This window comes from Sulfurimonas lacustris (assembly GCF_059705355.1).
Map to the genome: position 1 here is coordinate 1,803,045 of NZ_AP046125.1, position 15,051 is coordinate 1,818,095.

Genomic DNA, 15,051 nt, shown 5'->3' on the forward strand with positions numbered 1-15,051 from the left:
ATGGCTAATTAGCTCAGTCGGTAGAGCAGCAGACTGAAAATCTGCGTGTCCTTGGTTCGATTCCGAGATTAGCCACCACCTCTTTTATAACTTCCTATTGTATTTCTCTAAATACCATTCTACTGTTTTGATGATTCCGCTCTCAAAATTTTCATCTGCACTCCAGTCAAGTTCATTTTCCAGTTTTGTAGCATCTATCGCATATCTTCTATCATGCCCTGCTCTATCTTCTACAAAAGTGATAAGTTCTTTATAGCTTCTCTCTTTTGGCACTTTCTCATCAAGCAGCGTGCATATCCTATCTACTATCTGAAGATTTGTTCTCTCGTTTCTGCCACCGATGTTGTACGTCTCACCACTTTTGCCAGAGTGGTACACTAAGTCTATCCCTTTACAGTGGTCAAGCACATAGAGCCAGTCACGGATGTTTTTTCCATCTCCATAGATAGGGATAGGGTTACCTTTGAGAGCATTTCTTATGATGGTCGGGATAAGTTTTTCATTGTGCTGTTTTGGACCGTAGTTGTTTGAGCAGTTTGTAATCACCGTGTTCATTCCGTACGTATGATGATAGCTTCTCACAATCATATCGCTGCTTGCTTTGGAGGCTGAATAGGGAGAGTTCGCAGCGTAAGGAGTAGCTTCTGTAAAAAGCCCTGTTTCTCCTAAAGTACCGTAAACTTCATCCGTAGAGATGTGATGAAATCTCGGAAGTGAGGTTTCAACCTCGCCTTTTACCGACACTGAAGTGTCAGTTCCTAAAAACCTCTCTTTGTAAGTAAAAGGTTTCTCCATCCAGTACTTATACGCTACGTCGATGAGTGTGTAAGTTCCATTTATATTCGTTTCTATAAATACACCCGGATTTTTGATAGAGTTGTCCACATGGCTCTCTGCTGCAAAGTGTATAACGCCTTGTATACCATACTCGCTAAAGATAAACTCTATAAGCTCACGATTGCAGATATCACCTTTGATAAATTTGTATCGTGGATTTACCTCACACTCTCCCAGATTTTCTAAGCTTCCTGCATAGGTGAGCAAATCTAGGTTTACGAGATTGTAATTTTGGTATTTTTCCAAAAAGTACGGTACAAAGTTTGAGCCTATAAAACCTGCGCAGCCTGTTACCAATATAGTTTCGTTACTGCTATTAAACATTATCTTCCTTTGCCAAATCATAAAGATACTGACCGTACCCATTTTTTGCTAAAGGTTTTGCGATTTCAAGTATCTTTTCTTTATTTATCCAACCATTTCTATAAGCTATCTCTTCCAAACATGCTATCTTATAACCTTGTCTATGTTCTATGGTTTGTACAAACTGTCCCGCTTCTATGAGGCTGTCGTGCGTTCCTGTGTCCAGCCATGCAAAACCTCGTCCTAAAACTTCTACTTTTAGTTTTCCATTTTGCAGATACGCTTGGTTGACTGAGGTTATCTCAAGCTCTCCCCTCTCGCTTGGCTTCACATTTTTAGCGATTTCCACTACATCGTTATCGTAAAAGTAAAGCCCTGTTACGGCAAAATTTGATTTTGGCTTGAGCGGTTTTTCTTCTATGCTGATGGCATTGTACTCTTCGTCAAACTCAACCACCCCAAATCTCTCAGGGTCTTTTACTTGATACCCAAAAACTACGGCACCGCTTTGGAGTGAGGCTGCATTTTTGAGAAGTGGCGTAAAACCATGTCCATAAAAGATGTTATCACCAAGAATCAAACAGACGCTATCGCTCCCTATAAACTCTTCACCTAAGATAAAAGCTTGTGCCAAACCATCTGGACTTGGTTGGACTTTATACTCTAACTCAATACCCCAGTCACTGCCATCATCCAGCAGCTCTTCAAATTTTCCTATATCTTGTGGAGTTGATATAATAAGTATCTCTCTAATCCCTGCAAGCATAAGGACAGAAAGAGGGTAGTAAATCATAGGTTTATCGTATATAGGGAGAAGTTGTTTGCTTATACTCCTTGTCACTGGATAGAGCCTTGTTCCTGAACCGCCTGCTAAAATTATCCCTTTCATCCACCTACCCCTTTTTCACAAAAATATTTGTACAGCTTCTTTTTAAAATAGACTTCTTTTATAAGCTCTGTTTGTGAACGATTCTGCAACGGAAGGGTCAAATCTAGCTTGCTAGATTTGGGGTACCCACCGTGAAGCCTTAGTGAACAAACAGAGCTTATAAAAGAAGTCTAATCAAATTTTTACTTTCGATACCAAGATAGAGATTCTATATTATTCACACTTTGAAATGCGTTAAAAATCACTCTATTTATATTTGATTATTCAAAACATCGCTATAATTTCGCCAATGGGGCTGACCTGGTTTCGACGGGATCTTGTCGCTTCTAATTGCATGTCGGACTGAGCACTTCCGTTACGCGGCTCAACTTGCTTAAATGCAAACAATACAAATTATCGCCCAGCTTTAGCAGTAGCTTAAGTTTTACCCCCTCGCAAGAGGACGGGCTGCTTCACCTATAGACTCTGGATAAATAGGATTCGAAGTATCACCCCTTATGCAGATATACTTTGCGTTTGTCTCGGATGCAAAACGAACCCAAGAGGCTCGTCTGGCGTAGCTTTGCAAGTTGTGTGAAGCAAGATTAAAAAACAAACAACTTCTCTAAACATGTAGACGTTAGGAGTAGCGTGGTTTCGGACTGGAGTTCGATCCTCCACAGCTCCACCATTTATACTATCCCATTACTATCAATAACCACTTACAACTACCATAAAACCTATGTTTCAGTTTGATAATTGCTAACAAATGATATTATTCAATTATAGATAATTACAATATTTTAAGGGTATTATTTAGGGTACATTTTATATTTTTCATACTCTTCTGATTTTTATACCCTTATAAAAAGGAAAATAATGGCTCGCAGAACAATGCCTTTAAAAGATACGGATATTCGCAAAGCTAAAGCAGCAGATAAAGAATACTTTTTACGCGATGGCGATGGATTGGTACTGGCAATTACGACAGGCGGTAAAAAAATATGGAGACTAAAATATATACTCAACAAAAAAGAAAATACAATTTCTTTGGGTCAATATCCAGATGTATCTTTAGCCGATGCAAGGATAGAAAAAGATAAATTTAGAAAGATGATATCAAACGGTCAAGATCCATCTTTGTATAAAAAGCATCAAAAGCACCTGAGCGAAGTAAAAAGAGAAAATACTTTTGAAGCAATTGCGATTAGCTACATGGAACACCGCAGCGATTTGAACGAATCTTATGCAAAACGAACCAAAAGAGCACTTGAGAGAGACTTCTTTCCTTTTTTAACTAACCGCAATATTGATGATATAAAACCCCTTGAGATGCTAGAGATAATTAAGCGTATAGAACAAAGAGGAGCAGTAGAATCATCCCACCGATTGTTTACACTGATTGATAGAATTTACAGATATGCAGTAACAATTGGCAGAGCAGAACGAAACATAATGGCGGATGTTGATAAAAATCTAGCTCTAAAAGCTCATAAACATAAAAATTTACCCAATATAACGAATGTCAATGAGCTTCAAATTTTATTAAAATTGATAGAAGATTATAAAGGCGACTTTGCAACAAAACAAGCTTTACGATTAGCTCCTTATATTTTTGTAAGACCGTTTAATATACGCTATGCCGAATGGGATGAATTTGATATAGAAAATAAAATTTGGAAAATACCTGCAGACAAAATGAAAATGAAGCTAACTCATATTGTGCCATTGACGGATAGTATGATAAAAATTATAAAAGAAACAGAGCCTTTTAGCCGCCATAGAAGTAAATATTTATTTCCCTCGCCGATAGACACCAAAAGAACTGTTAGCGAAAACACATTAGGCTCTGGATTAAAACGGATGGGATATAACGGACAAATGACAGTGCACGGATTTAGGCACACGGCAAGCACACTTTTACATGAAAATATGCACAAACACGGGGTACACAGTGAGGCAATTGAAGTACAAATGGCGCATGTGGATGGAAGTATGCGTGGAATATATAACCACGCAAAGTACTTAGAGGAAAGAATAAGATTGATGAATTGGTGGAGTGACTTTATTGATCACTTGAAAGAGAACGAGTAGCAATATAATTTTGCAGCTCGCTTTTCTCCCAAACTAGGGTTTTATAGGTAAGGGCTATTGGCTGCGGTATTTTACCCTCTTTGCGCCAGCGGCGGATTGTATTAACACGAACATTAAATAACTTAGCGACATCACTTTGATTTAAGTATTGTAAATTTTGCATTTTTTTATCTCTCTCAAAAAATCAATAAAGCTTGTTTTTTACCATTCTTAATGGTTTTAAGCTCCATTTCAGGTACATCATTAGGGTTGTACCCTAAAATCTCCTCGGCCGTATAATCGAATTTTGCGCATAGTTGACAAAATTCAAAATCTCCAAAATCGTCGTAAATGCCGTCATTCCAAGCTTTTTTTAAGCCCTCTTTAATTTTATCTTCATCAATTTTTTGTAAAAAATCATTGATTTCTAAATTTTTAAGGACTTGCTCCTCTTCAAAACTTTTCCCTTCATCGAAATTTGCTCTAAAGATACCAAGGGCGGACCTTTTATAGTTAGGATTTGAGCCTAAGCTTATTATTAAATTTTTGAGCCTAAATACCACATAATTTGAGAACTCTTCGAGGTTGCCACCCTCAAAAATTTCTTTGTTTTTTCTTAAATTTGGTTTAGCGATTGTCTCTTTAAACATTTCGCACGCTTGTCCAAAGAAGAAGTCAAAATCAGCGACATACTTGCTCGAATCGGACTTGAGCAGCCTGAAGACATCATCCCGGCTGACCTCAAGTATTGCGTCTATCTTTTCAATCCAATTTTTTTGATTTTGGATTTTTGAGCAATTACATAAAATTTGGCTTAAAAATAATTTTTTAGTTTTCATTTTCGACCTCTTTTTCGAGGTATTTTTCAAGATTTTTTAAGCAATTTTGATCATTTCTATCATGATATTCAATTGATACAAGCAAATCTTCGAATCCTTGATCTCGAATCATAGTTCGAGTGAAGGGCTCAAGATCAAGCTCTTCAATTTTCAATTTAGATCTTTCTGCCGTCGAGAGCCTGGAGATCTCTTTGAGTCTCAGAAATTCTTTTTTGATTTTTTCTTTTTCTTCTTTGTTTCTTTCTTTCTTTTCTTTCTTTCTTAGTTCAACGGGTGTCGAACAACGGTTCAACACCAGTTTAGTTGAGTGCGAATCACTCAAGGTTAAGAGGAGCTGCTCGGCTCTTTTTCTTCTTATTTCTCCACTTTTTAAGCCGTTCAAGCGGCTTAATTCTCGCCGAGCAAAGTATGGCTCAAGATATTGAATTTGCTTCGGAGAAAAGAAGACGTGCCCGTCCCCAGCTTCACGAAGTGAGAATAGATCATAGTTGAGTATGATCGTCTTAAGCTTGGCTTCTGAGGTCCCAAAGTCATCGGCCAAGATGTCAATGTCTGACAGAGGATACGACAGCTCTTGCTCTTCTCTTAATACTTCGAGAGTCATGAAGTAGAGGGCATAGCCCTCGATGCCGAAATCACGGCGTACTCGTTTGATTTTTCGGTCGTTTCGTGCGCCGATGAAGTGTGGAAAATAGAATGCTTCTTTCATTTTTTTGCCTTTATTTTAGGCACTTTTGAGGGTTTATGAGGTATGATTACATACCGCTTTTAATCTTAAAAGTGTGTATTTTTCAAGCCTTTTGCTCTCAATCTTTGGTCGGGGCGAGAGCTAAGGCGACTATGCTTTTATCGGTTGTACTTCATTTCTATCCAAGTACTCTTGTATCCATTCTTTTTTATACATGCATTCATTTCCCACTTTTGTATATCTGATCCTCTTTTTCAGTCTCAAATTTCGCATGGTTGCTATATTTATAGGTGGTAGTCCTTCGAGACCTTGAGCTATTTCATTTGTCGTAAAATATTCTTTTTTCATTTTGTTTCCTTTTAGTACTCAATGAGTACTTTTTATCATTTATGTATTAAAATAGTATCCAATATATACTTAAATATATTTTAAATAGTATTTAATAAACACTTTTATACAATAATATTTAAAATTTGTATTCAATAAATACTAAAAGGTTGATAAATGACTTTCAAAGAAACTATGGCAGCCCTGTTTAGCACAGCCGAGGGAACTTACTATAAGTGGAAACGGGAGGAACGCCCAATAATCTTGTTGCTTGAAAAATACTTCACAAAAGAAGATCTTGAGGAGTTCTTAGAGAGTGGTAGGGTTCGTAAGTTTGATAGTATTGACACTACTATATCAATCTCTATTATTTCTTTTTTGAATAAACTGAATGTGTTATATCACGAAGACGGTAATCCTCAACTTTTTTATCGTTTTATTGTTTATTATATTCAATACGAGGAATCTTTTAACAGTGATGGCACATGGCAGGGGCTTAATGGTATAGAAGAATTTCAAGATGTTTTTTATCAATATCTTGTAAATATTGGTGTGCGCATGGAAGAGTTAAGACACACTTCTATTTTTATAAACCAATTGAGCCGAGCGGATCTTTTATTTTTAAACATGAATATACTAGATGGTTTTGAATTGATGTTTAGCTTTAAACATCCAAATGTACACAAAAATTTCTTTATTATATACTCTCGTACAGATTTATTAACTGAGATGAAGCATGGCTTAAAAGAAGCACTTAAAGAGGTTGTGAGTGTAAAAACAGAAAACATTAAACAGATGGTTGAAGAACTCACAATGCGAATCAAAGAAATTAGGATTCGCAAGGCAATGGAAAAAACAGCAAAACTACACAATATTTTACAATCCAAACCGGAGCAAACAGGCTCACATGCTGATTTTATATCATATAATATCAGGATTCTCTCATCTCTTGAAAAATCAAGAAGTGGATGGTTTACGCTAAAAGACGGAAACGGTGTTGATGTGTCATTTGCAACAAGCAAGACACACGGATACCCTTTGTTGATAAACGAACAAGATAGCGGAATATCTTATGAAACATTTAGCTCTTTGATGCAAAATCAAGATATGGCATCACAATTCGGCAAGGCACTTGCAGGTTTAGATTTGACGAGCAAAGAGAGTTTTGATTTTATAATTGCAATGTTGATAAATATGAAAGCAGAATTGTAAAAATCAACTATTTAATTTTTTATGATATAATTTTTCCGTGAACAACGAGCTTGGTTGAATTAACGGAGCGACAAATTAAGGTTAGGGGAAGTCATGAACCTCTAACCTTTTTTTTTGTCCTCCGAAATTCAATCAGGGAGACACTATGGATAAGCTGTTGTTCACAATACTGCTTATGTGCATTTTTGCACCGTTACTTAGGTAGCGTCAGGGGAGTTTTTACTCCCTTGTCTCCCAAATCCTCGCTTTAAAAATCAACTATTTAATTTTTCTATGATATAATTTCTTTTGTAAAACACGGAAAAACTGTCTGATTAACTACCGGACTACTTGAAGTAAGGGTTAGAGCTTCGGCTTTAACCCTTTTTTTTTGCCTTTTTTTTCCAGCAAGGATGGGGTGGGTGGGAACTTCAAGGAAAGGAATTTCCTGTGTTTTATAAAATTATAGTAGTCTTTTTAATATTGATGGTGTTCGCACCCGCTCTTTATTAATCAAAACAGAGGGATTAGTTACCCCTCTGGCTGCTATTACTTTACCTCTCATATTCGTATTCATCTTCACGCTCTTTAGCCGTTTCATTTTCTATATTTTCAAGTGCCGTATCTTCAATTTCTTTAGCCGGCTCTATCGCATCTGTTGAGTTATCATTTTCAAGTTCTGCTGTATCTTCTAACTCTTGGAGTAAAAATTCTTCTTGCTTCTCAAACTCTTTTTCCAGCTCTTCTTGAACTGTTTCAAACTGTTCACTCATACTGTATTCAAGAGTTGTTTCAAGAGATTTTAGGTCATTTTCTTCTAGCAATTCTCTATTCTCTTCGAGCAGTTCGGTAGCTTTGTATAGATTACCTGCTTCAATCTCTGTTTCAATCATATTGATTTTTGCTTCATACTCTCTTGTCTCATGCAGCTGCTCTTTAAATCCTTGTGTGAACTCTATCATCCTTGTATTTCTCTCTTCAAGCTCTTTATCGTTTGTGCCGTCATGTTTGCTCATAAGATGTTCAAACTGCTTTTCCGTTATGAGATCTGCAAGAGTGTTGTACTTCTCATCTTTGTAGTTTAGTCCTTGGCTTTTTAGTTCGTTTGCCATACCTAAAGGAGTATCCAATCCAAACTTTTGGATATTTTCTTCAAACCGTAAATGAGTATGCTCCTTTACCATTGCATCAAGATAGTCCTTGCTTTTTATATCTAATGCGGTGGCATATATATCGATCTTTATCTGCTTTTCCTCTAAAGAGGTTTGAGGGAACTCTTTTTCATGCTTTTGGTCCAGCAGCTCAAGAGTGTCGATATCCTTTTTGTATGCTGCAAACATCTCCGCCCTGGTTAAATCTCTAAAGTAATTATCCTGCTGTACGCTTGAGAGTTGTGAAGAGTCTATACTTAGCAGATGTTCTGTAGGATTTTTAATAGTATTGTTAAAAGCTGCACTATTTTCAGATATATACGCCTTTGTCTCTTTAGCGTTCATTTTACTTGTGTCGATATCTTGATATAGCTTGTCTGCTATCTTTTGAGCAAAATCAAGCTGTTTATCGCTTGGGGTTTTAACTGTTTGAAGTTTTTCAAACTCTCCGATATGCTCTTTTATAAAAGAGTCGGTATTTACTCTCTTACCTATGTCAGGGTTTTGGATACCTAGTTCTTTTGCGATATTTGCCGCAAAATCAACCTGTCGTTTTGAGGCAGGCGCATTATTATAGGCTTCTATTCTCGCTTCTTGTCTCTCTTCAAAGCTTAGTTTCTGCATCTGCTCTTCTTTTGCCTTTCTCTGCTCATACTTATCGTTTAGAGATAGAGCATTATCTTTTATTTGTTCGTTATGCACCATTGAGCGTAAATCTTCTTTTGAGTCAGTAAAGATAGTTAGATTGTCTTGCGCTCTTGTTACCACGGTATAAAAGCTATTGAAATTTTGAGCTTTTGCAGGCATGTGAGCTATGACATTTGCAGAAGTTTGACCTTGAGCTTTATAGCTTGTTACCGCATAGCCGTGATTGAAATAGTTATATTCAGATGCGTTGAAAGTTATAGTTTTATCTTCCATTTTTGCGGTAATATTTCCTTTTTCATCTATCTTTAAAATTTCTGCGACATTTCCGTTATTTACTCCTAGCTTTTTATCGTTCTTCTCAAAGACTATTTTCTCACCTTGAGCAAAATTTCTTTTTTCTTCTGAATATGCCTGTATAGCGTTAGAGTTTTTCTTTAGGTCTATTATATGACTCTTACCCTCTTTATCCTCAACACTTAAGGTGTTGCTTTTGGTATCAGAGCCTATAATCTTAAACTCACTTCCTTTGCCTAGTTTGTCTACCGTTCCATCCTCGCCCTTGATATAAATATCTCCCTGCAAAAAGATACTGCTAGAGTCCTTGTAGTTGCTTGCGAAATATTTTTGAGATGGAGTAAGTCTTGATGATTCTCTTGTATCGAGATTTATATCATTACCCTTTAGATGTCCTCTTGTTCTCATCTCGCCTCTTATAGAGTGGTTAAGCTCATCTTTGATTCTATTGGTATTGGTTAGAATAAGATTATTTTTAAAAGTATCCTTTGCAGCTGCAATAGCTGTAGTATCCATCGGCTTATTATTGTCCTTGAAATACTCTTTAGTAATCTCTTCGATAACATTATCCTCTTTTGATAACGCTTTTATCTTACCGGCATCGTCTAGTGTTTTAAACGCTTCAAAAGAGTTATAGTTATTTAAGTGTTTTACCGCTTCTTTAAGGGTTTTATCGTTCTGGCGCAAGACTTCGTTCATGTTTTCCGTTTTCATATTGTTATCTTGTAGCATCGTAAATGGATCTCCGGCATTGATTGCTTTAAACTGCTTGACATCTCCCATTAGTACGACTTGCGCACCTGCTTCCTTTGCAAACGATAAAAGTTTATTTGCATCTTTTATACCTAACATCGAGGCTTCATCGACTATGAGCTTTGCATCTTTGAGTTCTTGTTTATTAATAGTGCCGTTTTCAATGCCGTTTAAAAAACTGGCAATAGTGGATGATTTGATGCCTCCCTCTTTAAAAGTGGTTTGGGATGCTTTTTCTTTCTCTTTTTCTCTCGTTGCGGTTTCTATCTCTGAGGCAGCTTTGCCGGTGTAAGATAATCCTATCAGCTTGGTATCTTCTTTTAGGGCATTTACCGCTTTTAGCATCGTGGTCTTACCTGTTCCCGCATCTCCTTGAATACCTATGATAGAATCTTTAGAAGATAATATAAGCGCCGCTGCTTGGGCTTGTCCTTTTGTTAGAGGATGTTCCTGTTTTTCGGAGTATCGAGATAGCTTCTCTTTTGCTTCTGATTGCGTATGAATTTGTTGCACTTGATTTTTAGACTCTTTGAGCATATCTAGTACACTTTTTTCGTGATTTAATATCTCTTTAGTCGTGTAATTATTATCTCGTATTTTAATAAGTCTATCATCCTCTTTTGATATAAATTGCTCTTTAAATACCTGATCTAGTATTTGCGGATTGATAGCATCTGCGAGAAGAAACTTTTGAGCATTTTGCATGATATCTTCTTTTTCAAATACTGATTTCTCATCCGTCATAACTTGTATAGATATCTTGAGCGCATCCCTTGCTTTGGTTTTATCTTCATCCTTTTGAGCTTGTATCTGTTCGGGAGTTAGGTTTTTTAGCTCTTCTTGCTTTAGCTCCATGGATTTAGATAAATCATTGATATTTTCAAGTGTTAAACCTGCTTCTAAAGCTCTGCTTAGATTATCTTCTCTAATTTTATCTCTGTCTATCTCACCTTTAAACTCTCTTGTTTGATGAGCCGCCAGCTGCTTTAGTTCGCTCTCCGATTTATAAGGATACTTCTCTTTCAAAGCAGGTAAGGCCTCTTCTATCTGTTTAGAGCGTAACGACTGACTATCAAGTATCTTTTCATCTAGTTTTTCATCTTGAGAGAGTTTGATTTCATAAAAACCTTGATTATAGTCGGTTACTACAATTTCAAACCCTGCCGCTTTTAGTTCTGCAGCCATGACTGCGCGATATTCCATTCCTGCACTTCTATAGTTCTCAAATATCTCTTTAGACTCAATAGCTTTATATGTGCCATCTTTGGATTTGGTCATATTCATAATAACCGCATGAGTATGAAGCGACGGGTCTACGGTTACATTACCTTTCTCATCTGTTATCGGTCTTGCCGTGTCGTGTTGAAATTTAGCTATTGCTAGATTGCCGGTATCTACATGAGTAGTGATACCGTCTTTGGTTTCTCTTGCTTGAGAGTAATTTTTCTCTATTTTTTCAAGAACTTTAGTCGTAGCGTTATTGTGGATTTCAAGCAGCTTAGAAGCCAGAGCTTCATTACCGGTAGCCTTTGCAAGTTCATAAGCAACGGATACGGATTTAGGAGCATTGAAAGTTAGATCTAATCCTGCTCTCGTTCTCTCTCCCGTCGCTTTATCGATAGATATATTTTTTAATATTTGTGTACCTTCTTGATTTTTACCGTTTAAAAGATTTTCAAGGTCTTTATCGTTAATGGCTCCGCTTAAGCCTAACTCTGTAGCTAATTTGCCTTGCCAGATACCTAAATCACCCTCTTTTTTATAATAGTTGTCTTTAGACTCTTTGTGATAATCCATAATTGAGGTTGATGTCCCCCATGTCGGTGTTGCGATCATAATATAAACTCCTGTTTTTAGTGTTTATATATATTCATAATTTTTTGTGGTAAAATTTAAATTAATTTTTTAATAAGATTAGGTTGTACATATGATAGTTTTAAGAAAAATTTTATTGATTCTTTCAATAATTTTATTGAGTTCAAGTAGTTCTAATGCAAAAGAGAATGATGTTGATTTATTTACTGAGTGTTTTAACGCATTATCAACTTGCGAATTTCAAGCAACTAAAAAAGAAAAAGGTGATATGAATGTCTGTTTAGCAGGAAAAAAATTCCTTGAGAGTAATTGTAAAGGGACAGTTATGGAACCACACATCCATGAAGAATATCTGAATATAGGTGTGTTATATTATTATAAAAATGACAAACTTAATGCACGAGATTATTTGCTTAAAGCAGCAAAATTAGGGAATTTAAAAGCTCAAAAAAATCTTGATATACTATGTAAAGAAAGCCCATGGGCTTGCAAATAATAATTTTAGAAGACAATTAACGCCAAGGGTTTTTTACCCCTGACCCCCCCTAGTTTTTTACTTCAGTTTTTTTTAAAAAAGAAGCCGACCAGCAAAATCTCCATCAAAGAACCAAAGCTATAAGATAGCACTTCAAGTATCTTCAGTACAATATTTACGAGAATAAATGCCACAACAACTGCTAATGGTATAAAGATACTATCAGCTGCAATACCTAATAAAATCAAACCTACGATAGCCAAAACCGCAGGAAACATATCAAGATATACTTCTGCTTCTTCTCTGCCGCTTACAGCAGCGTATTTTTTAATTAAACTCATCATAAATCCTTTTTTTGTTTTTTTTAAGAGATAAATTTTTGATATTTATCTCTCTATTGATATTCATAATTTTTCGTTTATTTTTTGAGTAAAACAAAAAATCAACTATTTATTTTTCTATGATATAATTTTCTCGCTTGGATAACAATGTAAATCTTGTCTGACTAACTACCAGACTACCATAAGATAGGGTTAGAGCTTCGGCTTTAACCCTTTTTTTTTGCCTTTTTTTAGGCATGGTAGGGGTGGGTGGGAACTTATGGAAAAGGAAATATTTTGTTATCCAATTTAATAGTAGTCTTTTTAATATTGATGGTGTTCACACCCGCTCTTTATTAATCAAAACAGAGGGATTAGTTACCCCTCTGGCTGCTATTTACCTTCTGCTATATCAATCACTGAAAAATCTTCAATACCGCAGTAGGCGAACCTGAGTTAATAGCCTGCACCGTTGCCGTGGCGGTATTGCTTACATTTGTAGTAAGAGCTTTCTCCACAAAAGCACTTTCAATTCGTGAAGCCGTATCGTTTTGTCCATGGCTTTTTAGGTAGCTTGCATACTCTCTAACTGCTTGAGCAACTGCTTTAGTTTGACTGTCCTGTGCTAATTTGCTCATTGCATCACTTGTACTTGTCGCAAACGATAAAGTTAAGCTAGGAGTAGAAAATCCTATCCTCTCTGCGCTGTAGAAAGGTACTCCGTTTTTAAGCAATGTAGGAACTGAACTCGTTAAAGATACAGTATATTCACCGTTGTTGCAAGTATAGGTATCGTTGTTACCGCCGTAGCTGCATTGATGGATATCTACTTTTTTTACCGGAACTTCTTTTATTGCTTTTTTAAGTGTATTGAATGCAATATTTTCTATATCCGTTGCATCCGGATTGTTAAACTTGTTCATATGGCTTATTGCTCTGTCTGCAATAGCACCCGAATAGTTTAGAAGCGTAATGATCTCTTGAAGTTTTGCGACTTGAGAACGCTGCATTTTACCCCTTGTGGATGCTTTAGCTTCGTTGAACGCTTTTTTATTGAGATCTATTATCTCATCATCATCGTCTGCATAGTAGTAAGATGTGCCGATATCTTTATTGGTCAAGAAAAAAGCTCTTCTATCCCATCCGTTATCTCTTAGCTGCATTAAGACATACGGCACCGGATTGATGCTTATACTCCAATTGCCGGTTTTACTCTTGTTGATGCTTTGGGTTACGCTTCTTGTACTGGTAAGCGTGTCGGTAAGCGATTGATTTATCGAATTCTCGCTGCCTTGGTTTTTGGTAAGAGATTTTGTATCGCTTTGGTTAATGCTCTTTTGCCGCTGCTCTCTTGTCGCTTCACTTTGCTGATCTTGCTTTTGAGTATTGTTGCTTATATCTGCGTAAAGCAGGTTAATAGCGATTGCACTTAGTATTAGTATCTTCTTCATCCGTTCTCTCCTTTATTTTTTTATTTCCAGGCTGTTTATGCCTCTTAAGATGTAATTTTGAATGTTCATAGATTCAGCCGTTTGCGCATAATTACCCTTAACGATAAGGCTGTCTGTTGCCATAACAACATCTATTACCGTTTCGGGAGATATTTTTTTCTTAACACCGTCAGAAATCAAGTATACCCCGCCGTAGGAGTCTATTTCTATGTTTAACCCCATCTTTGATAGTCTCTTATTCTCTTTTTTAAGCTCCTCTACCTCTTTGTTTAAAGTAGCGATATCTTTGCTTGTGCTGCTTTGTTTTTCAAACTCTTTTTTTAGATTTGAAGCCTCTTTCTCTTTTTTCTGTTTCAATTCCTTGTTTTCATTAGATAGTTTTTTTATCTCTTCTTCAAGATTTTGAACATCGATGTCTTTGTCTTTTTGCTTTTCAATCTCTTGTGGTTTGTTTGCAGCTACTGTAGTATCTTCTACAGTATTAAATCTTGCCGCTACTATAAGAATTACAAAGAGTATTAGCAGAATATCAACGAACGGCGCTATATTTATGGGATTAGTGTGTTTTGACATCGTTGCCATGAGCAATATCCCACATTTTTAGTGTTTCATCTATTTTGGCACTAACAGAGTTAAAAATAAATGTGCCTATAATCGCTACTATGATAGAAACTGCTGTTGACAACAGAGGCAGTGATAACGATGATATAAGTGCTTTTTGTTCAACCTGTTCAATTGCCGATAGAGTAACCATTACTCCTAAAACCGTACCGAACAATCCTATATAAACCGCGTTAGAGACAATAGAAAATAAAAATGTTATTTTCTTATTTAGCTCTATTTCTAACTCTGTCTTGTTCTTAAAACTCTGTAGTTGCGACCTTAGCATTGAAATGGCTCCGCTTCGGTTAATCGCAAGATATATAATCGTAACCATTGAAATAGCAAGCGTTATCATTATTCCTGCCTCAATAGCGAACTTAATCTGTTCTAAACTCATGTGTATACTCCTTTTGTG

14 protein-coding genes, 1 tRNA gene and 1 other RNA gene are annotated in these 15,051 nt (G+C 36.3%); 5 read left to right on the forward strand and 11 right to left on the reverse strand.

Translation table 11 applies throughout. The annotated features are described in order from the left end of the window. Positions 1-2 precede the first annotated feature (2 nt). Positions 3-78, forward strand: a tRNA-Phe gene (locus AC6H4V_RS09340). Between the two features lie 6 nt (positions 79-84). On the opposite strand, the gene rfbB is transcribed toward AC6H4V_RS09340, so the two are convergent. Together rfbB and rfbA are read right to left on the reverse strand one after the other, a co-directional pair. Beyond that, entirely contained in the window at positions 85-1,161 is a 1,077-nt protein-coding gene (gene rfbB / locus AC6H4V_RS09345) for a dTDP-glucose 4,6-dehydratase (protein ID WP_497606619.1), read from the reverse strand. Continuing rightward, positions 1,154-2,029 carry a glucose-1-phosphate thymidylyltransferase RfbA gene (gene rfbA, locus AC6H4V_RS09350; RefSeq protein WP_428729140.1) on the reverse strand — a complete coding sequence of 292 codons (876 nt, stop codon included), beginning with the start codon at positions 2,027-2,029 and terminating at the stop codon, positions 1,154-1,156. Before rfbA ends, rfbB begins: the two co-directional genes overlap by 8 nt. 291 nt (positions 2,030-2,320) lie before the next feature. On the opposite strand from rfbA, the gene ssrA reads away from it, so the two are divergent. Both ssrA and AC6H4V_RS09360 read left to right on the forward strand, forming a co-directional pair. Beyond that, positions 2,321-2,699: a transfer-messenger RNA gene (ssrA, locus tag AC6H4V_RS09355) on the forward strand. Positions 2,700-2,887: 188 nt separating this feature from the next. Further along, positions 2,888-4,102, forward strand: a complete 1,215-nt coding sequence (locus AC6H4V_RS09360) for a tyrosine-type recombinase/integrase (RefSeq protein WP_497606620.1) — start codon at positions 2,888-2,890, stop codon at positions 4,100-4,102. Here the strand turns inward: AC6H4V_RS09360 and AC6H4V_RS09365 are convergent. The 4 genes from AC6H4V_RS09365 to AC6H4V_RS09380 form a co-directional block, all read right to left on the reverse strand. Continuing rightward, positions 4,074-4,265, reverse strand: coding sequence for a helix-turn-helix transcriptional regulator (locus tag AC6H4V_RS09365; protein ID WP_497606621.1), 192 nt, complete (start codon positions 4,263-4,265; stop codon positions 4,074-4,076). The two genes, AC6H4V_RS09360 and AC6H4V_RS09365, sit on opposite strands and share 29 nt — an antisense overlap. A 13-nt stretch (positions 4,266-4,278) precedes the next feature. Further along, a complete protein-coding gene (locus tag AC6H4V_RS09370) occupies positions 4,279-4,920 on the reverse strand; it encodes a hypothetical protein (RefSeq protein WP_497606622.1) in 642 nt (213 codons plus the stop codon). Beyond that, positions 4,910-5,629 (reverse strand): Lin1244/Lin1753 domain-containing protein, encoded by a 720-nt coding sequence (locus AC6H4V_RS09375; protein ID WP_497606623.1) that lies wholly within the window; start codon positions 5,627-5,629, stop codon positions 4,910-4,912. Before AC6H4V_RS09375 ends, AC6H4V_RS09370 begins: the two co-directional genes overlap by 11 nt. A 129-nt stretch (positions 5,630-5,758) precedes the next feature. Next, positions 5,759-5,956: a helix-turn-helix domain-containing protein gene (locus tag AC6H4V_RS09380; protein ID WP_497606624.1), complete on the reverse strand. Its 198-nt coding sequence runs from the start codon at positions 5,954-5,956 to the stop codon at positions 5,759-5,761. 156 nt (positions 5,957-6,112) lie between these two features. Between AC6H4V_RS09380 and AC6H4V_RS09385 the strand changes: the two genes are divergently transcribed. Then, entirely contained in the window at positions 6,113-7,147 is a 1,035-nt protein-coding gene (locus AC6H4V_RS09385) for a hypothetical protein (RefSeq protein WP_497606625.1), read from the forward strand. 533 nt (positions 7,148-7,680) lie between these two features. Here the strand turns inward: AC6H4V_RS09385 and mobF are convergent. Next, positions 7,681-11,808, reverse strand: coding sequence for a MobF family relaxase (gene mobF, locus AC6H4V_RS09390; protein WP_497606626.1), 4,128 nt, complete (start codon positions 11,806-11,808; stop codon positions 7,681-7,683). A gap of 91 nt (positions 11,809-11,899) precedes the next feature. Between mobF and AC6H4V_RS09395 the strand changes: the two genes are divergently transcribed. Then, a complete protein-coding gene (locus tag AC6H4V_RS09395; RefSeq protein WP_497606627.1) occupies positions 11,900-12,283 on the forward strand; it encodes a hypothetical protein in 384 nt (127 codons plus the stop codon). Positions 12,284-12,345: 62 nt separating this feature from the next. On the opposite strand, the gene AC6H4V_RS09400 is transcribed toward AC6H4V_RS09395, so the two are convergent. From AC6H4V_RS09400 to AC6H4V_RS09415, 4 genes are all read right to left on the reverse strand, one after another. Next, positions 12,346-12,606 carry a hypothetical protein gene (locus tag AC6H4V_RS09400; protein ID WP_497606628.1) on the reverse strand — a complete coding sequence of 87 codons (261 nt, stop codon included), beginning with the start codon at positions 12,604-12,606 and terminating at the stop codon, positions 12,346-12,348. 392 nt (positions 12,607-12,998) lie between these two features. Further along, positions 12,999-14,033 carry a hypothetical protein gene (locus tag AC6H4V_RS09405; protein WP_497606629.1) on the reverse strand — a complete coding sequence of 345 codons (1,035 nt, stop codon included), beginning with the start codon at positions 14,031-14,033 and terminating at the stop codon, positions 12,999-13,001. Between the two features lie 12 nt (positions 14,034-14,045). Next, positions 14,046-14,615, reverse strand: a complete 570-nt coding sequence (locus AC6H4V_RS09410; RefSeq protein WP_497606630.1) for a hypothetical protein — start codon at positions 14,613-14,615, stop codon at positions 14,046-14,048. Next, the gene (locus AC6H4V_RS09415; RefSeq protein ID WP_497606631.1) at positions 14,590-15,033 is read right to left on the reverse strand and encodes a MotA/TolQ/ExbB proton channel family protein; all 444 of its coding nucleotides are present in this window, start codon (positions 15,031-15,033) and stop codon (positions 14,590-14,592) included. The genes AC6H4V_RS09410 and AC6H4V_RS09415 overlap by 26 nt, the downstream gene beginning before the upstream one ends. Between the last annotated feature and the right edge of the window lie 18 nt (positions 15,034-15,051).